Origin of the sequence: uncultured Sulfitobacter sp. (assembly GCF_947502895.1) — a bacterium.
GTDB lineage: Bacteria > Pseudomonadota > Alphaproteobacteria > Rhodobacterales > Rhodobacteraceae > Sulfitobacter.
The window spans coordinates 85,196-107,620 of record NZ_CANNBM010000004.1 but is presented as its reverse complement, the minus strand read 5'-3'; the positions used below and the strand labels follow the sequence as shown (position 1 = coordinate 107,620).

The following is a 22,425-nucleotide window of genomic DNA, read 5'->3' as shown; positions in this document are numbered from 1 at the left end:
TACCGCTCTTTTCGCGCGTTTGCGCGGGGTTTGGTGATGTTGAGAAAGGCTTGTCTATGATTACTCCGATGTCTTCGCGTGTTGTGCTAACCTATGGCTCGTTTGATATGTTCCACCAGGGACATGCGCAGCTGTTGCAACGCCTCTCGATGTTGGGAAGCGAACTGATCGTCGGGTGTTCAACCGATGCATATAACGAGAAGATGGGCGTGCCTGCTGTTACCTCATACGCGCAACGCCGCTTGATGCTGGAAAGCTGCCGTTTTGTCAGTCGCGTCATTGCCGAACAGGACTGGGATCAAAAATACACCGATATCGTCAACTACAATGTCTCTGTCTTTGCCATGGGCGAAGAGTGGACAGGGCAGTTTGACCAATTCGAGGATGTCACCCAAGTGGTCTATGTCCCGCGCAGCGAGATTATTGGTGCCCGCCGCCCTTTTCATGCTGTGCCGCAGCCGTCTTTACGTGTGGCCGCAGCGGGCTGAGCCACAGACCCTCCGCCCTTTGACATTGCGTTACGCTGTCTCAGTCTCTACCTGCTTGAGGGAATTCAATTTTCCGAACGGCGGAGCAGGCTTTGACCACCCCAATTGATCCCCCCCAAGACGCCCCCTTTCGGATGAGCCGCACAGAGTTTGTGGCCCTTATCGCGATGATGCTCGCGTGTGTTGCTTTTTCAATCGATGCGATGCTACCTGCCCTGCCCCAGATCGGCGTTGATTTGTCACCCAACGCACCTGAACGCGCGCCGCTTATCCTTAGTACGTTTTTGTTGGGGATGGGCTTGGGGACATTCTTCATGGGACCGCTTTCGGATGCATTCGGGCGCAAGCAGGTGATCCTAGGCGCAAGCGCCCTCTATATCGCTGGTGCCGTGCTGGTTTTGGTCAGCCAAACCATCGAGATGGTAATGATCGCACGGGTATTGCAGGGCCTCGGTGCCGCTGGGCCGCGCGTTGTATCGCTGGCGATTGTGCGTGATCGTTATTCGGGGCGGCAGATGGCGCAGGTTGCATCTGTTGTGATGATGATTTTCACCTTGGTTCCTGCGGTTGCCCCCCTGATTGGAGCAGGCATTCTACACATCGCAGATTGGCGCGGCATCTTTGTAGCGTTCATCACATTCATCTCGGTGCTGTGCATCTGGATGATGCTGCGTTTGCCCGAGACATTGCCCGCAGAAAAACGCCGCCCCCTGCGTATACCTGTGCTGCTGTCTGCCCTGCGTGAGATGGCAACACACCGCATCGTGCGTCTGTCTGTCTTTGTGCAAATGCTCGTCTCGGCGATGCTGTTTCTGACGCTTATGCTGGTGCATCAGACCTACGATCATGTTTATGGGCGTGGTGACGAATTTCCCTATTGGTTCTTTGGTGTGGCCATTGTGGCAGGCAGCGCCAGTCTACTCAACGCGCTGCTTGTGATCCGTTTGGGCATGCACAGGTTGATCGTACTGGCCCTTGGCTTCCAGATCGTTCTGTCAGGCTCGTTTTTGCTGTTTGATCTCGGCGGTGGCACTTATGGGTTCTACTTTTTCGTGTTCTGGCAAACCTTCATTTTCTTTCAGGCAGGCCTGACCATCGGCAACCTCAACGCAATCGCGATGGAGCCTATGGGCCATATTGCAGGCATGGCTGCATCCGTAATCGGGGCGTTTTCGACAGTGGGCGCAGTTTTGATTTCTGGCCCCATCGGCACCATGTTCAACGGCAGCGAAAAGCTATTGGTTGTTTCGGTATTTATCATGGCCGCCGCAGCCTTTGCCGCGATGATGTGGATGGGCCGCTTGATGCGCCGGACAGGGACCGCCTAAGAGGCCGCCTTGGCCTTCTTTGCCGCCTTTTGTTTTGCCACCACATGTTCGGCCAGATCGCGTGCGATTGCAAAACCACCTTTGATTTTATCAGTGTCGGTTTTCCAGTCACGGCGCACAACGATCTTGTTGTCTTTAACGGACGCCAAGCCACGCTGATCCTGAATGAACTTCACCAGCCCTTCGGGTGACGCGAACTTGTCGTTATGGAACTGTATTGTCGCGCCTTTTGGTCCGCCATCGAGCTTTGCGATCCCTGCCCGTTTGCACATGGCCTTGATGCGCACGACCAGCATCAGCGTGTTCACCTCCTTGGGCAAGCTGCCGAAACGGTCAATCAACTCGGCTGCAAAGCCTTCCAGCTCCACTTTCTTGGTCAGTTCGGACAAGCGACGATAGAGCCCCAGCCGGACGTCGAGGTCGGGCACATAGGCTTCGGGGATCAGGACGGGCACGCCAAGATTGATTTGAGGCGCCCACTGGCCGTCATCATCTACTACACCTTCCAATTCACCAGAGCGGATCTTGGCAATCGCTTCCTCAAGCATGGACTGATACAACTCGAACCCGACGTCGCGCATCTGGCCTGATTGCTCCTCGCCCAGCAAGTTGCCCGCGCCGCGAATGTCCAGATCCTGAGACGCCAGCGTGAACCCTGCCCCCAGCGTGTCGAGCGAGCCTAGGACCCGCAAACGTTTTTCTGCCAGCGCCGTCAGCTTGGCGCGCGGCTTGGTCGTGAGGTAGGCATATGCGCGGGTCTTGGAACGTCCCACGCGGCCCCTGATCTGATAGAGCTGCGCCAGACCGAACATGTCGGCACGGTGCACAATCATCGTATTCGCGGTCGGGATATCTAGCCCGCTCTCGACAATCGTGGTGGCCAACAGAATGTCATAGCTGCCATCGTAGAAGGCATTCATGCGGTCATCCAACTCACCCGCTGCCATCTGGCCATGGGCGATGACATAAGACAGCTCTGGCAACTGATCTTTCAAAAACGCCTCGATCTCTGGCAGATCGCTGATACGTGGCACAACATAAAAGGACTGTCCGCCGCGGTAATGTTCGCGCAGTAGCGCCTCGCGCAGGGTGATGGCATCAAACTCGGAAACATAGGTACGGATGCTTAGGCGGTCGACGGGCGGTGTGCCGATAATGCTCAGATCGCGCACACCTGTAAGGGACAGCTGCAAAGTACGCGGGATGGGCGTTGCGGTAAGCGTCAGCACATGCACGTCCGTGCGCATCGCCTTTAGCCGCTCTTTATGACCCACACCAAAATGCTGCTCTTCGTCGATCACCAACAGGCCAAGGTTTTTGAACTTGATAGATTTCGCCAACAGGGCGTGGGTGCCGATAACGATATCGACGGTACCTTTGGTAATCCCGTCACGGGTCAGTGTCGCGTCTTTTGCGCTGACAAACCTGCTTAGCTGGCGCACTTCGATTGGAAAGCCGCGAAAACGCTCCGCAAAGCTTTTATAGTGCTGCCGTGCCAGCAGGGTTGTGGGCGCAATCACAGCCACCTGAACGCCAGACATCGCCGCAACGAATGCCGCACGCATTGCCACTTCCGTCTTGCCAAAGCCTACGTCGCCCACGACGAGGCGGTCCATCGGATTGCCGCTGGTCAGATCGTCGATCACATCGCCAATGGCCGATAGTTGATCGTCGGTTTCCTGATAGGGGAACCTTGCGCTGAAGGCATCCCACATACCCGGTGGCGGCTCCAGCACGGGCGCGCGGCGCAGCGCACGCTCGGCCGCGATGCGGATCAGTTTGTCCGCCATCTCGCGGATACGTTCTTTGAGTTTCGCTTTTTTCGACTGCCACGCACCACCGCCAAGCTTGTCTAACAGGCCTTCGTCATGGCCGTATTTGCTCAGCAGTTCGATGTTCTCAACGGGCAGGTACAGCTTGGAACGCTCCGCGTATTCCAGCACCAGACATTCATGCGCGGCGCCCGCTGCGGTCACAACCTCCATCCCCAGATAACGGCCAATGCCGTGATCCACATGTACGACCAGATCGCCGGGCGTCAGGCTCTGCACCTCACTCAGGAAGTTCTCTGCGCGACGTTTGCGCTTGGGACGGCGGATCAGTCGGTCGCCCAGCACATCCTGTTCGGAGATGACCGTCAGCTTGCCCGTACCACTGCTGCCATTATTCCAAGGCGCTTCAAACCCATGCTCCAGCGCCCAGACGGCTAGATGCAGACCGCGCTTGCCCATGCGGGTGGCGTCGGTAATCGGGATCGCTTCGGCCAGCCCTTCCTCTTCGATCAGACCTGTCAGACGTTCGCGCGCACCTTCGGAATAGCTTGCGATCAGTACAGGACCATCCTCAAGTCTTGCCTTCACATGGGACGCCAAAGCACCAAAAAGACTGATAGATTCCTGTTGGCGCTCTGGCGCGAAATTGCGCCCGATGCGCCCGCCTGTGTCCAGCACCCCCATGCCTGTTGGCTGTGGGAGCGGGGCCAGTTGCAGAACACGGCGCTGGGCAATCGCAGCCTCCCACGCGGCATCATCCAGATATAGCCCCTCGGCCGGAGCAGGTTTGTAAACGCTGTCCATACGCGAGCGGTTCGCCATAGCGATTTTGCGCGTCTCATATTGATCGGCCACACTGTCCCAACGGGCAAGCCGCATCGCGGTCAATTGATCGTCCAGCGTGACTGTCGCTTCGGGAAGATAATCAAACAGCGTCTCTAGCCGGTCGTAATAGAACGCCAGCCAATGCTCTGCCCCCTGATGCTTGCGGCCCGCGCTAATCGCCTCATAGAGCGGGTCATCCGTCCCCGCCGCGCCAAACTCGATCCGGTAGTTCTGGCGAAACCGCGTGATCGCGGCCTCGTCAAGGATCACTTCGGAAACGGGAGCAAGCTCTACCAGCTCCAGTTTTTCCGTGGTTCGTTGTGTGGCAGGGTCGAAACGGCGCGCACCGTCCAGCACATCGCCAAACAGATCAAGACGGACTGGCCCCAGATCACCGGGGGGATAGATATCGATGATACCGCCGCGCACCGCGTAATCGCCTGGCTCCATCACTGTGGGGCTTTGCACAAAGCCCATGCGCACCAGAAATTCGCGCAATCCCTTTTCATCCACGCGCCCGCCGACTTGCGCGCTCCATGCGGCGGTACGCAACACTTCGCGCGCAGGCACGCGTTGAGTTGCGGCGCCCAAAGTTGTCAGCAGAATATATTGTGCCGGCATTCCGTGCACCAACCCCGCCAATGTCGCCATCCGCGTAGCAGAGATATCCGCATTCGGTGAAACACGGTCATACGGCAGACAGTCCCACCCCGGAAAGACGACAACAGGCATATCTGGCGCAAAAAAGCGCAGCGCTTCTTGCATGGCGGCCATGCGCTTGTCATCGCGCGCCACATGGATCAGCGGCGCGCTGGACTTGGCAACCTCGTCCAGCAACAGCTTGGCGTCAAAACCCTCGGGTGCGCCCGACAGAGTGATATGTGTGTCAGCTTTCATAGGGTGTGTGATGTGGCGCAAGCGCTGCTTGTGTCAACCAAAGGGGCCAACACTTAGGTTTTGGAACATGCCCCAGAGAGCCGTCACGAAAATCGCGATCATTCCGATAATCTGGCTATAGAGCCTGTGACGCATCAAACGGCGGCGCAACTGCTCTCCACGCGCATCTTCTTCCTGAATCAGCCGTGCTGTAGACAAGCTCAGCAGTCCCACCAGCGACAGCGGAAAGCCCAGCAACAAAAGTGCTTGCGCAAATTCATTGCCATAGACAAATCCCAACAGCGCCAGCATCGTCAGGAAAAAGCAGCCGAACCCCGCAATCCACAGCCCTGACATCTGCGCGATGAACAGCAACCGGTTGGTGTTGATCCGCACAAGGTCTTCGAGGTCTGTCTCGCTTTGCCCGCCGTGGCGCTTGGCCCGCAGAACCATGTCAAACGGAACACCGAGGCCATAATGGCTGGTCGTCGACCACACGACAGCAAGCACAATCCAGAACCACAGGTTCGAGAATGAGCGCATGTCAATCAGTTCAAAAAGTGTCTGGTACCAGTCCAAATCAATACTCGATATTCGCGTCACCCGTGTCATAGCGGGGCAAGCCTGCGATTCCTACCCCTAGAGACCTCTTGAGCGTGGCAAAAATACGTGTCAACTTTGCGTGACAGTATTTGAGGACCAGACCATGCAACCCATTCAAGCCCCCTATCCCGCCACCCGCCTGCGCCGTGTGCGCCAAAATGAGGGCGTGCGCGGTCTGGTGCGTGAAAACTACATCGCTCCGGCTGATTTCATCTGGCCGGTTTTTGTGCGCGGTGGTGAAGGTATTGTTGAAGAAATCCCTTCTATGCCAGGCGTGATGCGCCGCTCGGTGGACAAGATCGTCGAGGCAGCGCAAGAGGCGTGGGACCTTGGTATCGGAGCTTTGTGCCTCTTTCCCTATACAGGTCTGGAAGAACGCACAGAGGACTGTGCAGGCGCATGGGACCCCGAGAACCACGTGAACCGAGCAATCCGTGCGATCAAGGCCGTGTTGCCCGATCTGGTGATTATGACGGACGTGGCGCTGGATACCTACAATATCAACGGCCATGACGGGTTTGTGGTAGACGGCGAGATTATCAATGATGAAACCGTTGAAGCGCTCGTGAAGATGTCAATAGAGCAAGCCCGCGCTGGCGCTGACATCATCGGCCCTTCGGATATGATGGATGGTCGCATTGGCGCGATCCGCGCGGGGCTTGAGACAGACGGCCACCGCAATGTCATGATCCTGAGCTATGCGGCCAAATACGCCAGTGCATTTTATGGCCCCTTTCGCGATGCCGTGGGCGCATCCGGCGCGCTGACGGGTGACAAGAAAACCTACCAGATGGACCCCGCCAACAGCGACGAGGCATTGCGTCTTGTTGCCCGCGACCTGACCGAAGGTGCTGACATGGTCATGGTCAAGCCCGGCCTGCCCTATCTCGATATCTGCCGCCGCGTGAAAGACGCCTACGGCGCACCGACCTTTGCCTATCAGGTGTCTGGCGAATACAGCATGATCAAAGCGGCAGCAGCAGCAGGCATGATCGACGAAGAGCGCGCGATGATGGAAAGCCTCATGGCGTTCAAACGCGCAGGCTGTGACGGTATCCTCACATATTTCGCACCTGCCGCCGCCCGTTTGCTGAATGCACAGACCCCGCATGGCTGACCCGTGCATGAAAGCGGTGCTTGTCACCCCCGAAATTCCATTCAACACTGGTGCGATCGGGCGCACATGCGTGGCCCTTAACATGGAGCTGATCCTGATCAAGCCTTACGGATTCTCACTGGATGAGAAATCCGTGCGCCGTGCTGGTACGGATTATTGGCAATATGTCACGCTGACGGAATACGACAGCTGGGCAGACTTTATTGCGGCACGCCAGCCTGCGCGCGATCACCTTTACTTCTTTGAGGAACACGCAGCGCAAAGCATCTATGAGCCAGTGTTCCAAAACGATGCCTATCTGGTATTCGGATGCGAATCTGCCGGCCTGCCACAGTCCATTCTGAACGGTGTCGAAGACCGCATGTTTCACTTGCCGATGCTGAACCCGAAAGTGCGTTCCCTCAACCTTGCCAATGTAGCCACAGCAGTGATCTATCAGGCAATGCGCACGCAGCTCGCCCCCTAGCCGAGAAATGGCGGTAACAGCGTCTTTTCGCCACCGTGCTCAAACACCATGACAACCTGCAAAAAACCGCCTATAGGTGGGGACAAGTCGGACTATACCGGCAATTTTTGAGCAGTGTAACGATGACAGGCAAATCACATGACCCAATCTAATATTACGCGCCGTGCATTTGGCCTTGGCGCGGTGGCTGGCACATCCGTGCTGGCGGCGTGCGGCAATGGTGTAGGCTCCACCGGTTCGGGGCGCATCGACGCGCGCGTGAACGCCACCCTATCGGAGATGTACCGCACCTTTCCCAATACCCGCACACTGGCCGAGAAATCCAACGGAATGCTGGTGATGCCACTGGTCACCGAGGCAGGTCTCGGGCTGGGCGGCGCATACGGACGCGGTGCGCTGCGGGTAAACGACATTTCGGTCGACTACTACTCGGTCACCAAAGCATCGGGCGGTTTGCAGATCGGGGCACAGCAATATGCCCACGTTTTGTTCTTCATGACCAATGATGCGCTAAGCAATTTCCGCCGCTCGCCCGGCTGGGCAGCGGGTGCCAACATTGAATATGTGATCTCGGATCGCGGTGACAGTGTGAACGCGGATACAACCACCGTTCTGTCGCCTGTGCTGGCTGTCGTGTTTGGCCGTGCAGGTTTGCGCATAGGTGCGACGCTTGAAGGCAGCAAATACACCCGCATCATTCCCTGATACACTTAAGGCGCTACCGAAGCGTAGCGCCTTAAGATACTGCTTTTACTAGCCCATCTTGCGCAATCTCTGGATCAGGCTGGAGGTATCCCAGCGCCCGCCGCCCAACTTTTGCACGTCCTTGTAAAATTGGTCGACCAACGCGGTGAGGGGCAAGCTCGCGCCTGTCTCGTCAGCGGTGTCCAGACATATCCCGAGATCTTTGCGCATCCAGTCTACAGCAAAACCATGCTCGAATTCATCATCCAGCATCGTCTCATAGCGGTTGGACATCTGCCAGCTGCCAGCGGCACCTTGTGAAATGACCTCGACCACTGCGCGCCCGTCGAGGCCCGCCTTCTCGGCAAAATGCAGTGCCTCCGATAATCCTTGTACCACACCTGCAATCGCGATCTGGTTGCACATTTTGGTCATCTGGCCTGCGCCGCTATCGCCGATACGGCGGCAAATTTTCGAATACACTTCCATCACGGGCAACGCACGGTCAAACGCGCTTTGATCGCCGCCACACATGATCGACAGCTGCCCGTTTTCGGCCCCTGCCTGACCGCCCGAAATAGGCGCATCAACGAAGCTGATCTGCGCCGCCTGCGCGGCTGCATAAAGCTCTCGCGTCACCGCAGCAGATACGGTTGTGTGATCCACAAAGACTGTATCCGTGGACATGCCGGCAAAGGCACCATCGTCACCTAAGGTGACCGAGCGCAGATCATCATCATTACCAACGCACGCAATCACAAAGTCAGCACCCTGCGCCGCCTCGCGCGGCGTGGTCGCATAAGCACCATCATAGGTACTGACCCAGCTTTCCGCTTTGGCTGTTGTGCGGTTGTATACCGTCACGCTGTGGCCCGCTTTTTGCAGATGCCCTGCCATTGGGCCACCCATTACGCCCAGACCTAAAAACGCCAGCTTCGCCATGTGCTTTTCCTTGCTTTGATGTTGCGCTATTGCTGCGCCATACCTAACACCGTGGCCCGCAGGGTCAAACGCGGGCTTGGGCGTTCTCAGAGAGGGATCTGATATGGCATTGGTGTTTCGCTGGCTCATACGACTGGCTGCTGGCCTGCTTGTGCTGAGTGTGCTTGCCGTTAGCATGGTCTATTGGTTGGCCTCGCGGTCCTTACCTGATTACAACGCCGAGGTCATTGTACCCAACCTACAGCGACCGGTGGAGATTGTGCGCGACAACGCCAATGTCCCGCATATCTTCGGTGAGGAGGATGTTGATGTCTTCTTTGGCCTCGGTTTTGCCCATGCCCAAGACCGTTTGTGGCAAATGACAACCATGCGCCGCACGGCGCAAGGGCGGTTGTCTGAGGTGTTTGGCACAACGACTCTGGACATAGACAAGCTGCTGCGGCGCTTTGATATCTACGCCCTCTCCGTCGCCTCGATGGAAGCACTGGACCCGACAACCCAAGCCGCTCTGCGTGCCTATGCAGCGGGCGTCAATGCGCGGCTTGACCAGATCAACACCGAAGCATTAGGGCGTGGCGCGCCCGAGATGTTTCTCTTTAACGCGCCTATGGCCCCTTGGCGGCCTGCCGATAGCATCGCAATCGTAAAGTTAATGGGCCTGCAGCTATCAGGCCATCTGGACGCCGAAGTCATTCGCGCGCGCGTCTCTCTTGCTCTGCCCGATGCTGCACGGCTGCAAGATATACTGCCCGACGCGCCCGGCAGCGGTGTCGCAGCCTTGCCCAAATTTGCATCGCTCTTTCCCACAGCACCCCGCTTTGCCCAGACCGAACCTTATACATCGCACCCTTTGTCCCCGTTCAAGCGGACAGCCCTAGCCGGAGCATCCAACGCTTGGGCAGCCGCACCTTCCCGTTCGGCATCGGGCGGCACATTGCTGGCCAATGATCCACACCTCGGATTTACCGCACCGGCGATCTGGTATCTGGCACGGCTAGAGCTGCAAACAGGTGGTGTTATCGGTGCCTCCATTCCCGGCCTTCCTGTCATCCTGACAGGACGCTCTGCCGATCTCGGCTGGGGGCTCACCTCCTCTTATCTCGACGATCAAGACGTCTATATAGAAGAGCTGAATCCAGCCAACCGTGAGGAATACCGCACACCAGACGGGTTCAAAAAGTTTCGCACCCGCGCGTCGATCATTACGGTCAAAGACCAAGATCCCGTCACTCTGACACTGCGCTGGACCGACAACGGCCCCGTTTTGCCAGGCAGCCATTACAACCTCGCCAGCATTACCCCGCCCGGCCATGTGGCCTCGGTCAACTGGACCGTTCTCAGCCAGCGCGATACAACCCTGCAAGCGGCGATGGAGCTTATGCGTGCCAAAACGGTGGGTGAAGGTATTGCGGCGGCAGAGCGGTTTATCGCACCGTCCCAAAACCTGACGCTGGTGGACCGCGAAAACATCGCCATGAAAACGATCGGCGCAGCGCCAAAACGCGACCCCGCCCACCAAAGCCAAGGCCGCCTGCCCAGCCCGGGCTGGATTGCGGCCAATCGCTGGCAGGGAACCCTGCCTTTCACCGCCAATCCGGGCTTTGTTGCACCGGCAGGTGGCATCCTTGGCAATACCAACAACAAGATGGTTGACCGCCCGTTTCCCAACCACGTCTCGTATCTCTGGGGCGATACGCAACGCATCCAACGCTGGCAGCGCCTGATGCAGGGCCGTCAGGTCCACACCCGCGACAGCTTTATCGAAGCACAGCTTGATACTGTCAGCTTTACGGCCCGTTCCCTGCTGCCCCTCATCGGTGCAGAGCTTTGGTTCACTGGCGAAGCCGCCCCCGCTGGTACACCCGAGGCACTGCGCCAAAACGCGCTGGCACTTCTGGCGGGCTGGTCGGGCGAGATGAACGAACACCTTCCCGAGCCGCTGATTTACGCCACTTGGCTGCGCGCACTCCAAGACCGTCTGATCAGGGACGAACTTGGCCCCCTTGCGCCGGAATTCGACCATGTCGAGCCATTGTTTATCGAGCGCGTCTTTCGTGATGTGAACGGCGCGTCCGCGTGGTGCGACGTGTTCCAGTCCGCGCCAACCGAAACTTGCGCGGATATGGCGCGGCTCGCACTCGATGATGCTCTGCTGACCATTTCCCAGAAATATGGCACCGCTCTCGAATCCCTGCGCTGGGGTGATGCTCATCAGGCGACACACGATCACCCTGTTTTGGGAACCGTTCCTGTGCTGCGCTACTTTGTGAACATCCGTCAAAGCACGTCAGGCGGTGACCACACCCTGATGCGCGGGCGCACAAAAGGCACAGATCCGAACCCCTTCCACAACGTACACGGCGCAGGATACCGCGGTGTCTATGACTTTGCAGACCCCGACAGCTCTGTCTTTGTATCGTCCACAGGTCAATCAGGGCATTTCCTGTCGCGCCACTACGACGATCTGGCGCAACTGTGGCGGCGTGGCGAATACATCCCCATGTCTCTGGACCAAGACCTTGCCCGCGCCGCAGCTGTCGGCGAGACGCGGCTTGTTCCGCAAACCCCATGAGCAACAAGGTCATCCTCTTTAACAAACCTTTCGGGGTTTTGTCGCAATTCACCGATAAGGGCACAGAAGGCTCGACCAGACCCACATTGTCCGGCTTTATCGACGCGCCCGGCTTTTATCCTGCAGGCCGCCTTGACCGTGACAGCGAAGGGTTGATGGTGCTGACCGATCACGGCCCCCTGCAAGCACGTATTTCAAACCCGAAATACAAATTGAAAAAGACATATCTGGTGCAGGTCGAAGGCGAACCGGATGACACCGCCCTCACAGCATTGCGCAACGGCGTCCCCCTCAAAGACGGAACGACACGCCCTGCAATGGCACAAATTACTTCCCCCCCTGATGATCTGTGGCCGCGTGATCCGCCGGTTCGGTTTCGCAAATCTGTTCCAGATGCATGGCTACAATTGACGATATCAGAGGGACGGAACCGACAAATCCGTCGTATGACTGCCCATGTAGGCCTCCCAACGCTGCGTCTGATCCGCGTGCAGATCGGCGATTGGAATCTGAACCAGCTTCGTCCGGGCGCTTGGCGATATGCCGCGTCAACGGGCGCGTAATATGCTTCTTTCTTGGCGTTGGATCATTCAAAACCGCGCCACTGGGCGTGCGCCTAGCCAACGACAGCCCGCGTAATTGCAACACCGGCCATAGCCGATGTGCCAGTAAGAAGCGTGCCCCACGTCAGATCGACAACAACCAATTGCAATGTCCAATCCCGTAGCAAGGCATAATTTGTAAATTCATACGTTCCATAAGCCGCTGCCCCCAGCAACGCAGCAGAGCCAAAGACCCAAATCAGGGAATGCCCTTCATTCAATGCAGGCCATGAAACAAACCACATGATTACCAGAACCAAAAATGCATAGAATAAGAACGCAGGTAACACGCGAAAATTCTCAAGCATCAGATGACCAATAGTGCGTTGGAATATGGGTTTGATTAAATAACTCAGACCAATGAAATCCGCGATCAGGAACACTGCAAAGGTGGCGACATACGCGATGAGGTAAGACATGATAAGGCGGCCCCTTGTGGCTGTTACCCCCTTCAGATGGGGCGCAAAGCAGCTACGTCTAGGCCTGACAGCGTTTGATTTTACAAACGCTGGAATGCCGCTTCAACATCAGCAGACCACCGCACCGTCAAATCAAACCCTTCTTCGGTCTGCTCTTCTTGCACCACAACGTCTTGATCAAAAAGCCACGCACGTTTGCGTCCCTCGGCAAAGCTCAAGCTAAGGTCTGCGGTCCGCAACGCCCCTTGCAACGCCTCGGCCACAACAGTTTGCAATGCCTCTAGCCCCTCGCCTGTCACAGCAGAAATAGCCATGACAGAATCGTCACGGGCCGCACGCTCGCGTTTTGCATCAGCCGCGTCCTGTGGCAGCAGATCCAGCTTATTCCAGACTTCGAAGGTACGTGTGTCTTTGGGAACGCCGAGTGACGTGAGAATATCGCGTACATCGCGCGCTTGCTCTTCGGTTTCTGCATGGCTGATATCGCGCACATGAAGCACAATATCGGCTGCCAAAACCTCTTCGAGTGTGGCACGGAACGCGGCAACAAGCTCGGTCGGCAAATCGGAAATAAATCCGACCGTATCGCTGAGAATAATCTCTGGACCGTCCAACAGTTCGAGACTGCGCATCGTCGGGTCTAGTGTGGCAAACAACATGTCCTTGGCCATGACATCTGCCCCTGTAAGGCGGTTGAACAGCGTGGATTTTCCAGCGTTGGTATAGCCGACAAGCGCCACAATCGGATAAGGGACTTTGGCCCGTGCAGCGCGGTGAAGCGCGCGGGTTTTGACGACCTTTTCCAACTGCCGCGCGAGGCGCACCAATTGCTCGTCAATGGCACGACGGTCCGCCTCGATCTGCGTCTCGCCCGGTCCGCCGACAAACCCAAGACCACCGCGCTGGCGCTCAAGGTGGGTCCACGCGCGGACCAGACGGGTGCGCTGATAGTTGAGCGCGGCCATCTCTACCTGTAACACGCCTTCTCGCGTTGCGGCACGGTCACTGAAAATCTCCAGGATAAGCCCTGTCCGGTCCAGAATTTTTACATTCCAGATTTTCTCCAGATTACGCTGCTGCACAGGCGTCAGCGGGCCATCAACCAGTACCAGCTCGACTTCGTTTTCTTCGATCAACTGGCGGGTGTCTTCGATCTTGCCTTTGCCAAACAGCTGGCCGGCGCTCACACTGCGCAGTTGCACCACATGCGCGCCCACAACCTCCAACCCCGGAAGAGCTTCGGCAAGGGCTACTGCCTCGGCCAGTGCTGGCTCGGGGCTGCGGCGGTCTGAATTGGTGCGGATGTCAGGGTGCAGGACCCATGCGCGTGTTTTCGCGGGGCCGTCTGTCTCGTCAATCTGGAATTGCGCTTTGCTCAAGAAGCGTCTTCGCCCTCATACAGGCTGATCGGCTGGCTTGGCATGATTGTCGAAATCGCGTGCTTGTAAACAAGCTGCGACTGACCATCGCGGCGCAGCAGAACGCAGAAATTGTCAAACCATGTGATCACGCCTTGCAGCTTGACCCCGTTGATCAGGAAAATAGTGACCGGTACTTTGGTCTTGCGTACGTGGTTCAGGAACGCATCCTGAAGGTTCTGTCTGTCAGACGCCATAGTTTGTTCTTTCGTTTTTTCTTGTCTTTCGCCGCTCACGGCCTGTCCGAACCTGACTATGAAGCGGGTGAGGTAAAGTTTCCACCCCCAAAATCAAGCATTTGCACAGCCACGCATCCGCGCGTGTCAGCTACGCCACAGGTCAGGAGTGAGCAGTGCAATAATCGCAAGCGTCTCAAGGCGCCCCAAAACCATTGCCGCTGCCAGAATTGCCTTGGCCGGATCGCTAAGCGACAGTAGCACAATTGGCGCCTCGCCGCCCCATTCGGTCAGCGGTCCTGTAGTTGATAACATGGCAATCGCCAGCACCAATGCTTCGTCGAAAGTAACGCCGACGTAGGTCAAAGCGAGGGTCACAGCTGCAAACGACAGCGCGAATAGCATAAAGAAAATCCATGCGATAAATGCGCCTCCCGATTGCAACCGCCGGCCTGCAACCCCCGCACCCGATACCGCGTTAGGATGGACGAGCTGCTCCATCTCGCGCACGCCGTTGCGGTAAAGCGCAAAGACGCGCAGCAGTTTCACACCGCCAGCCGTAGTCGCAACGCCGCCGCCAACCAATGCAAGGCCCATAAGGATCAGACCCGGCGTACGCAACCCTGACCAACTTTGCGTCTCGCTCCAGAATTCCGAGACAAAGCCGGTGGTTGACAGGAATGACAGCACTGTAAATATCGATCCCCACAGTGCCATCAGCGCCCCTGACAGCGTATCACCGCTGCTCAGCCCGAAAGCACCCAGAAAATGCCGCGCAAACAAGACAGTCGGCACCAGAACGAGAATGCCCAGACCGATCCGGAATTCAGGGTCAGTACGCAGCCCGCCTTGGGTTGCTGTGACCGTGTCAGATGAAAACATGAGGCGTGACAAGGCAAAGAGCATGAAAAACGCCATAAACACCTCTGCGACGATACCCCCTGACCCGACCATGCCGCCTGTGGCAGATATCCCTGATGTGGCCATCACGGACATCGCGTGACACAGGGCCGCCAGCGGCTCTTCCCCCGCGAAAACCAGCAGCACCCATAGCAACAGGGTCAGCCCGCCATAAAGCGGCGCAAGCCCCTGCAGCGCACGCCCGATGCGACGGCGCGGACTAAGGGGTGCGGTGCTGTAAAGCCCGGTCTCACGGCGGCCCGGTTCTGCCTGTGCCGTTACTTCAAAACCGCCCAGGTTCAGCGGCGCAAGGATAGCAACCGCCGCCACCCACATCAGCAATCCGCCCATCCAGCCCACCTGCGCGCGCCACAAATGCAATGTTGGACTAAGACGCGCAGGATCGTCAAACAGGGTCGCACCTGTTGTTGTAAGCGCGCTCAGCATCTCGAAATAGGCATTATAAAAGCGCGTCGTCGGCAATGCCTCGACAAAGGGTATGGCAAAGGCCGCGGGCAAAAAGACAAATGCAGCAAACAGCGACAACAGCGGTCCCAGTGCGCCTTGACGCGGGGTGCGGCCCGCATGTGCGACCCCAATCAGCAAGAACGTCACCGTTCCCAGCAAACCCGCATAGAAAAATGCCTGACTGGCGCTGTGGTTATCGGCAAGCAAAGCATAGATCGCAGGCACAAACATCGACATCATGCCGATGCCGAACATCAGCAAAAACAGCGGCAGCTGCAAAAGATCGGATCGTAAGCTGCTGTTTCGCCGCACGAGCGGTCCCTTCTTGTCAGAAAAAGTCGATAGAGACTTGCATCAACTGTTCAAGCTGGGCGACATCTTTGGTCAGCACAAAGACAGCAATCACATCGCCCTCTTCAATACGGGTGTTGCCCATGGGGCGGATGATTTTGTCACCCTTGCGCACGGCCCCCACCAGCGCACCTTCGGGAAAGTCGATCTCGTTGATTTTCTTACCCGCCATAGGCGAGGTCGAGAGGACTTCGGCCTCGATCACTTCGGCCTCTGCATCCCCGATGGAATAGACGGCCCGCACCCGCCCGTGACGGATGTGACGCAGGATCGAACTGACAGTGGTGGCACGCGGATTGATATAGGCATCAATCCCCAGTGGCTGCATCAGCGGCACAAGTGTCGGATCATTGATCAGCGCGATCACATAGGGGCATCCTTCGGCGCGGGCGCGTACACAGGCCAGCATGTTGGTCTTGTCGTCATCTGTGACAGCCAGCATTGCATCTGCACGCTCAATCCCTGCCTCAGCCAGCAGGGCGGCGTCCAGACCGTCACCGTTCAGCACAATCGTCCGTTCCAGTGCCTCTGCTGCACGCTCGGCGCAGTGGCGGTTCTTCTCGATCACCTTGGCGCGGATCCTCTTTGCACGCCGCTCCAGCGTGAGTGCGACAGACAGGCCGACATTGCCACCGCCCACCAGCACCACACGGTCCTGACTGGAAGATTTCTTGCCAAATATCTCCATCGCACGGGAGATGTCGTCGCGGTGTACAAAGATATAGGCATCATCGCCCGCAAAAAGCTGGTCCTTGGGTTCGGGCGCAAACAGCCGTCCGTCACGGCGGATGCCGACGACAACGGCGCGCAACGTCGAGAAGAGATCGGTCAATTGGCGAAGCGGCGTGTTGAGCACAGGGCTATCCGCATCCAGCGTGATGCCCATCAGTTGCGCATGCCCGTCCATAAACAGTTCGGTATCAAAGGCAGCAGGCGCGGCAAGCCGTTGCAGGGCGGCAGCGGCCACTTCACGCTCGGGGCTGATGACCACATCAATCGGGAGATGGTCACGGCGATACAGATCGGAATAAATCGCATCGAGGTAGGATTGTGAGCGCAGCCGCGCAATCTTGCGGTTAATGCCAAAGACCGAGTGGGCAACCTGACAGGTCACCATATTCACTTCGTCAGAATGGGTAGCAGCGATGATCATATCTGCATCGCGCGCGCCAGCGCGATCGAGCACATCGGGATAGCTGGCAAACCCCGCCACGCCCTGCACATCCAGCGTGTCAGTAGCGCGGCGCACCAGATCGGCGTTGCTGTCGACGACAGTAACATCGTTCCGCTCCCCCGAGAGGTGACGTGCAATCTGCCAGCCGACCTGCCCTGCGCCGCAAATGATGACTTTCATATGGTGGAAATCCCCTGCTGCGCGGGCGCTGTCATCAGCTGCCACCACGCCCCTGCCTGATAGCGGTATGGTTGGCAGATGCGATGGGTGTGGTCAATTCAAATGTGGCTGGATTGCCCACAGGGCAACGGGGCTGTGGACAGGCGCGATGCGTTACACCTTTTGTCAAAATACCGCTGGCACGGGAGATTTTTGCAAGCTACGCAGAAGCGGTAACCAAAAAACAGCAGGACCAAGATGCCCCAGAACACCGCCCTTGTCAGCGCCGCAAAATTGCTGGTCCAAGACCACTATGCAGCCATGGAGGCCGCCACAGCCGAGACCATGCCACAGGTTCTTGCAGACCGGATGTCGCCAGACTGTCTTTGGCGCGGCTTCCATCCGTGGAATATCCAGACCGGCCCTCAAGCTGTGGCAGAAGTGTTCTGGCAGCCGTTACTGCGCGCATTTACCGCGCCGCAACGGCGCGAAGATGTGTTTTTTGCAGCCCACAACCACAACACTCCCAGTGAAGACGTCTGGGTTGTGTCGATGGGGCATATCATGGGATTGTTTGATGCCCCGATGCTTAACATCCCCCCAACAGCGAAGCTGGCCATGTTGCGCTATTGCGAGTTCAATCGTGTATCGGATGGCAGGATTGTGGAAACCGCAATGTATTGCGATCTGCTGCACTTGATGCGGCAGGCCGGCATCACGCGCTTCCCAGATCAAACAGCTGCCCATCTGGTGCAACCGGGACCACGTACGCATGACGGGTTACTATACGGTGCAAGCGATGATGCCGAGGGCGACAAAACACTAGATGTGATCAACAAGATGGTCTTTGCCATTGATGCGGCCAACGAAAACCCGAAGGCGCGGACGCCACGCGAGGAAATGCTGGAAAACTGGCATGACGATATGCTGTGGTGGGGCCCTGAAGGGATCGGGGCGACCTACACAATCGACCGCTATATCGAACAGCACCAAGGCCCTTTTCGCCGTGGTATCGGCACGCGGACTTTCAACGGCCATGTCGCGCGTCTGGCTGAAGGCAATTATGGCGGATTCTTTGGCTGGCCAAATCTGAGCCTGATCAGCGCGGGCGGCTTTATGGGACTACCCGCCAGCGAAACACCAGCCGACATGCGCGTCATTGATATCTATCGCCGTGATGGTGACAAACTCGCCGAGAACTGGATCTTCATCGATATGTTGCATTTTTTGAGAATGCAGGGGGTGGATGTGCTGGCCGAGCTTGCCGAGGATTGAGAGCGCGCAGGGGCTCTGCCCCATCCGCCCTTTGGGGGCGGACCCCCGGAGGATTTAAGGCCAAGAAAAATAAAGCGACAGGCCGCCGGGCCGGTTTTCCCTTGGTTGCTCAGTCCTCGTCTACATGGGCCACACGGGTACCTGATTTCGCAGATGTAACTACGCCAAGGCTTTTGAGTTTGCGGTGAAGAGCCGACCGCTCCATTCCGACGAAATTCGCGGTGCGGCTGATGTTTCCACCAAAGCGATTGATCTGGGTCAGCAGATATTCGCGCTCGAACGCCTCGCGGGCTTCGCGTAGGGGCAGGCTTGCCATAGCTCCCGAAAGCACGACGCGCCCTTCTTCCTCGCTGTGGTCCTCTTCGCCCGGCAATTCACGCGCCTCGATAGGGGCTGTACCTTCGCCAAGGATCAATACCCGTTCGACCATGTTCTTCAGCTGTCGCACGTTTCCAGGCCAGACCATTGTCTGCATCAGAGCTTGGGCATCGTCGGTGATCTCGCGCTGCGGCAAACCTTGGGTGCTGTTGAATTCGGCGATGAAATGGGCGGCGAGCAACGGAATATCCTCGCGCCGCTCGGCCAATGACGGCACAGCAATCGGAACCACGTTGAGGCGGTGATACAGCTCCTCGCGGAAAGTCTCGGCCGCGATTTCGGCACTGAGGTCTTTGTTGGTACTGGAAATAACGCGCAGATCAACGCGGACTTTGTCGTTGCCACCGACACGGGTGAATTGTTGGTCCACCAGCACGCGGAGTATTTTGGATTGGGTGCCCAGCGGCATATCCGCCACTTCGTCGAAATAGACGACACCGCCATGTCCCTGCTCAAGCAGCCCCGGCTCCACGCCCCGCTCGGGCGTTTCGCGACCGAACAGAACTTCTTCCATACGGTCCGGGGCCACGCCTGCGCAATTAACTGTCACAAACGGGGCAGATGCGCGGTTTGAGTTGGCATGGATATAGCGTGCCGCCACTTCTTTGCCCGCGCCAGCAGGGCCTGTCAGCATCACGCGGCCATTTGATTTCGTCACTTTGTCCAACTGGCTGACCAATGTCCGGAAAGCCCCCGAATTCCCTATCATCTCGGTATTGGAGCTGTCTTTGCGTTTGAGCGTGAGGTTTTCCCGGCGCAGGCGCGATGTCTCCATTGCGCGGCGGATCACCACCATCAACTGGTCAATGTTGAACGGTTTTTCAATGAAATCATAGGCACCCTGTTTGATCGCAGCGACTGCAATTTCCACATTTCCGTGGCCCGAAATGATGACGACAGGTACATCAGGATTGTCGCGTTTGACGGACTTGAGGATATCGATCCCGTCCATCTTGCTATCCTTGAGCCAGATATCGAGAATCATCAACGCAGGTGGCTCTTTGTTAACCGCGGCCATTGCATCGTCCGAATTTCCGGCAAGGCGCGTTGCAAATCCCTCGTCTTCCAGAATATCCGAGATCAGTTCGCGAATATCTCGTTCATCATCTACAATCAGAATATCACTCATGGTTTTTGCTCCTCAATGCCTGTGCTCAGGTCTTTATTCAGATCAGGGGTGGTGCCCTGCATGCCGTCCAGCCCCATGGGCAGGGTTATCTCTGCCATAGCGCCAAAATGTGATTGCCCATCGAAAACAGGCGCATCAGACAGAACAAGGCTACCGCCATGTTCCTCGATAATTTTCTTGACGATTGGCAGGCCCAGCCCCGTGCCTTCGCTGCGGGTGGTTACATAAGGCTCAAACAACGCGGCGCGGTCTTCGGGCAAGCCGATGCCGTTATCGGCGATGGTAATATGCGCCGAGCCATCCGCGATGCACAGTTGGACCTGCACTTGTGGCACCAGATCATCAGGGGCGCCTTTTTCACGAAGCGTATCTATAGCCTCACCTGCGTTTTTGATTAGGTTCGTCAACGCCTGTGTAATCATTGTGCCATCAATCAGCGCGGGGAACTCGGACTTGGGCACGTCAGATATGAGTTTGATATCCGGCCTGCCCGTCTTTTGCAGCAAAACGGCGTCGCGGACCAACTGCGTAAGGTCCTGCGGCTTGCGCTCAGGCTCTGGCATACGGGCGAATTTGCTGAACTCGTCTACGATACGGCGTAGATCGCCTGTCTGGCGGATGATAACGCGTGTCATTTGTTCCAGACTGTCGCTGTCTTCACCCAGTTTGGGCCCAAATTTACGTTTGATCCGCTCTGCGGACAGCTGGATTGGCGTGAGCGGGTTTTTGATCTCGTGCGCAATACGGCGGGCCACGTCGCCCCATGCGGCCATGCGCTGGGCGCTGACCAGATCGGTGACGTCATCAAAGGCCACCACGTATCCCTCAAGCCGCCCCTCATCCGTGCGCCGCGTGGCCATTCGGACAAGAAGGTTCTCCATACGCCCTTGGCGCGACACCTTTATTTCTTGTTGGGTGGCTTCGGTCGCAGTGGTGGTCAGCGTCTCATAGAGAGGTCCAAACTCTGGCACGGCAACGGTAAGTGCAAGTGATTGCTGGTCTTCTTCCCAATCCAGCAGACGCATGGCAGATCGGTTCACAAAGGTCACCCGACCCTCGGGATCAAGCCCTACAACACCAGAAGTCACCGAACTGAGCACGGAATCAAACAGGCGGCGGCGGCGCTCAATCTGGCGGGTATTGTCCAGCAAAGTGTTGCGCTGCCCTTTGAGCTGTTTGGTCATCTGGTTAAAGTAGCGGCCCAGCTCGGCGATCTCGTCATCGCCATCATCCTCGCGCACCTGCACGTCCAGATCACCCGCACCTACCTGTTGCGCGGCCCCCGTCAGCCTGCCCACAGGGCCTGACAGACGTTCTGCAAACCACAGGCCAAGCCAGACCGCCGCCAGAATAATGATCACCGCGAAAGCAAGGTAGAGCAGACCAAAATCAAACAGCATCTTGCCGCGTTCGCTCTCCAGTTGCTGGTACAGCAGGATCGTCTCTTGGGTTTCTTCAAGAAGGCTCAGGATTTCGCCGTCAACTTCACGACTGATGTATAGGAAACGGTCCACGAACGAGTTCAGGCGCACCAGCGCGCGAAACTCGTTGTTGGTCCAATCCTCGATGATCTGGACGTCCACCTCGTTCGCGGCGGCGATTTCGCCAGCAGTCGGCACGTCATAGTCAAAGAGATACGAGCGGTCGCCGCGTGCGCGGATTTCACCTGTACCGTCTATCATATAGGCCTCGCGCAAGCCCCGCTGGACCTGCCTTTGCCCCTCGCTCAGCAGTTCGCTATCGCCAAGGCGGGTGCCGGACCGGCGCGCACGGTCAATGCTGCGCGCAAGGCCAATGGCATCATCGCGCAGACCGTCCCGCTCTTCTTGTGCATAGGCCTCGGCTGCCAGAAGCGAGTTGCCAACCACAACGCGCACCCGCTCGGAGAACCACCCCTCGATGCCCACATTGATCGTCAGAACGGCAAAAACCGCCACCGAGACTGTCGGGATGAGCGCCATTAGCGCGAAAACGCCCGTCAGGCGCAGGTGCAGGCGCGAACCTGCGGATTTAGCGCGCCGCGCCGCAATAAGCCGTGCAACCTGCGCAAGGACCAATGCCGCAAGTGCCAGAATATAGACCAGATCCAACAGGAGAATCAGCCGTAGCGTGTCGGTACTGCCTTGATCGAGCGGCCCCAACGCCAAATAGGTCGCCAAGGCCAGTAACGGGCCCAATACAACCAATCCGAGCGTCGTTAACGTGCGCACACGCCGCTGCCGCCGCAAACGCGACAGCCGAACCATCCATAAATTCCGTGTTCGGGAAGCCACGCAGGGACCCTCACCTGATGTGGTGCAAAC

At 57.5% G+C, this 22,425-nt stretch carries 18 protein-coding genes; 8 read left to right on the top strand and 10 right to left on the bottom strand.

Features of this window, described 5'->3' with window-relative positions; genetic code table 11:
• The first annotated feature begins 56 nt into the window (after positions 1-56).
• Positions 57-488, top strand: a complete 432-nt coding sequence (locus Q0903_RS15595) for an adenylyltransferase/cytidyltransferase family protein (protein ID WP_299030145.1) — start codon at positions 57-59, stop codon at positions 486-488.
• 92 nt (positions 489-580) lie between these two features.
• Entirely contained in the window at positions 581-1,816 is a 1,236-nt protein-coding gene (locus tag Q0903_RS15590; RefSeq protein WP_366141509.1) for a multidrug effflux MFS transporter, read from the top strand.
• Here the strand turns inward: Q0903_RS15590 and mfd are convergent.
• Positions 1,813-5,310 (bottom strand): transcription-repair coupling factor, encoded by a 3,498-nt coding sequence (mfd, locus tag Q0903_RS15585; protein ID WP_299416907.1) that lies wholly within the window; start codon positions 5,308-5,310, stop codon positions 1,813-1,815. The genes Q0903_RS15590 and mfd overlap by 4 nt on opposite strands.
• Positions 5,311-5,343: 33 nt before the next feature.
• Entirely contained in the window at positions 5,344-5,868 is a 525-nt protein-coding gene (locus tag Q0903_RS15580) for a component of SufBCD complex (protein WP_299030644.1), read from the bottom strand.
• Positions 5,869-5,995: 127 nt separating this feature from the next.
• On the opposite strand from Q0903_RS15580, the gene hemB reads away from it, so the two are divergent.
• The 3 genes from hemB (at position 5,996) to Q0903_RS15565 (ending at position 8,180) form a co-directional block, all read left to right on the top strand.
• Positions 5,996-7,009, top strand: coding sequence for a porphobilinogen synthase (gene hemB, locus Q0903_RS15575; RefSeq protein ID WP_299030136.1), 1,014 nt, complete (start codon positions 5,996-5,998; stop codon positions 7,007-7,009).
• On the top strand, positions 7,002-7,475 hold the full coding sequence (locus Q0903_RS15570) for a tRNA (cytidine(34)-2'-O)-methyltransferase (RefSeq protein ID WP_299416905.1): 474 nt from the start codon (positions 7,002-7,004) through the stop codon (positions 7,473-7,475). The genes hemB and Q0903_RS15570 overlap by 8 nt, the downstream gene beginning before the upstream one ends.
• A gap of 138 nt (positions 7,476-7,613) precedes the next feature.
• Positions 7,614-8,180: a YSC84-related protein gene (locus Q0903_RS15565; RefSeq protein WP_299030132.1), complete on the top strand. Its 567-nt coding sequence runs from the start codon at positions 7,614-7,616 to the stop codon at positions 8,178-8,180.
• A 48-nt stretch (positions 8,181-8,228) separates the two neighbouring features.
• On the opposite strand, the gene Q0903_RS15560 is transcribed toward Q0903_RS15565, so the two are convergent.
• Entirely contained in the window at positions 8,229-9,230 is a 1,002-nt protein-coding gene (locus Q0903_RS15560) for an NAD(P)-dependent oxidoreductase (protein ID WP_299416903.1), read from the bottom strand.
• Between Q0903_RS15560 and Q0903_RS15555 the strand changes: the two genes are divergently transcribed.
• Both Q0903_RS15555 and Q0903_RS15550 read left to right on the top strand, forming a co-directional pair.
• On the top strand, positions 9,205-11,673 hold the full coding sequence (locus tag Q0903_RS15555; protein WP_299030128.1) for a penicillin acylase family protein: 2,469 nt from the start codon (positions 9,205-9,207) through the stop codon (positions 11,671-11,673). The two genes, Q0903_RS15560 and Q0903_RS15555, sit on opposite strands and share 26 nt — an antisense overlap.
• On the top strand, positions 11,670-12,236 hold the full coding sequence (locus tag Q0903_RS15550) for a pseudouridine synthase (protein WP_299416901.1): 567 nt from the start codon (positions 11,670-11,672) through the stop codon (positions 12,234-12,236). Before Q0903_RS15555 ends, Q0903_RS15550 begins: the two co-directional genes overlap by 4 nt.
• A gap of 53 nt (positions 12,237-12,289) precedes the next feature.
• Here Q0903_RS15550 and Q0903_RS15545 read toward each other — a convergent pair whose 3' ends face one another.
• The 5 genes from Q0903_RS15545 to trkA form a co-directional block, all read right to left on the bottom strand.
• Positions 12,290-12,694: a DUF2177 family protein gene (locus tag Q0903_RS15545; RefSeq protein WP_299030122.1), complete on the bottom strand. Its 405-nt coding sequence runs from the start codon at positions 12,692-12,694 to the stop codon at positions 12,290-12,292.
• 80 nt (positions 12,695-12,774) lie between these two features.
• A complete protein-coding gene (hflX, locus tag Q0903_RS15540; RefSeq protein WP_299030119.1) occupies positions 12,775-14,073 on the bottom strand; it encodes a GTPase HflX in 1,299 nt (432 codons plus the stop codon).
• Complete coding sequence (gene hfq / locus Q0903_RS15535; protein WP_007119530.1) at positions 14,070-14,309, bottom strand: RNA chaperone Hfq; 240 nt, start codon at positions 14,307-14,309, stop codon at positions 14,070-14,072. Before hfq ends, hflX begins: the two co-directional genes overlap by 4 nt.
• A gap of 126 nt (positions 14,310-14,435) precedes the next feature.
• Positions 14,436-15,968, bottom strand: coding sequence for a potassium transporter TrkG (locus tag Q0903_RS15530; protein WP_299030116.1), 1,533 nt, complete (start codon positions 15,966-15,968; stop codon positions 14,436-14,438).
• A gap of 16 nt (positions 15,969-15,984) precedes the next feature.
• Positions 15,985-17,361 (bottom strand): Trk system potassium transporter TrkA, encoded by a 1,377-nt coding sequence (gene trkA, locus Q0903_RS15525; RefSeq protein ID WP_299030643.1) that lies wholly within the window; start codon positions 17,359-17,361, stop codon positions 15,985-15,987.
• 237 nt (positions 17,362-17,598) lie between these two features.
• Between trkA and Q0903_RS15520 the strand changes: the two genes are divergently transcribed.
• Entirely contained in the window at positions 17,599-18,615 is a 1,017-nt protein-coding gene (locus Q0903_RS15520; RefSeq protein ID WP_299416898.1) for an ester cyclase, read from the top strand.
• 109 nt (positions 18,616-18,724) lie between these two features.
• Here Q0903_RS15520 and Q0903_RS15515 read toward each other — a convergent pair whose 3' ends face one another.
• Positions 18,725-20,122: a sigma-54 dependent transcriptional regulator gene (locus tag Q0903_RS15515; protein ID WP_299030110.1), complete on the bottom strand. Its 1,398-nt coding sequence runs from the start codon at positions 20,120-20,122 to the stop codon at positions 18,725-18,727.
• Entirely contained in the window at positions 20,119-22,368 is a 2,250-nt protein-coding gene (locus Q0903_RS15510; protein WP_299416896.1) for a PAS domain-containing sensor histidine kinase, read from the bottom strand. The genes Q0903_RS15515 and Q0903_RS15510 overlap by 4 nt, the downstream gene beginning before the upstream one ends.
• Between the last annotated feature and the right edge of the window lie 57 nt (positions 22,369-22,425).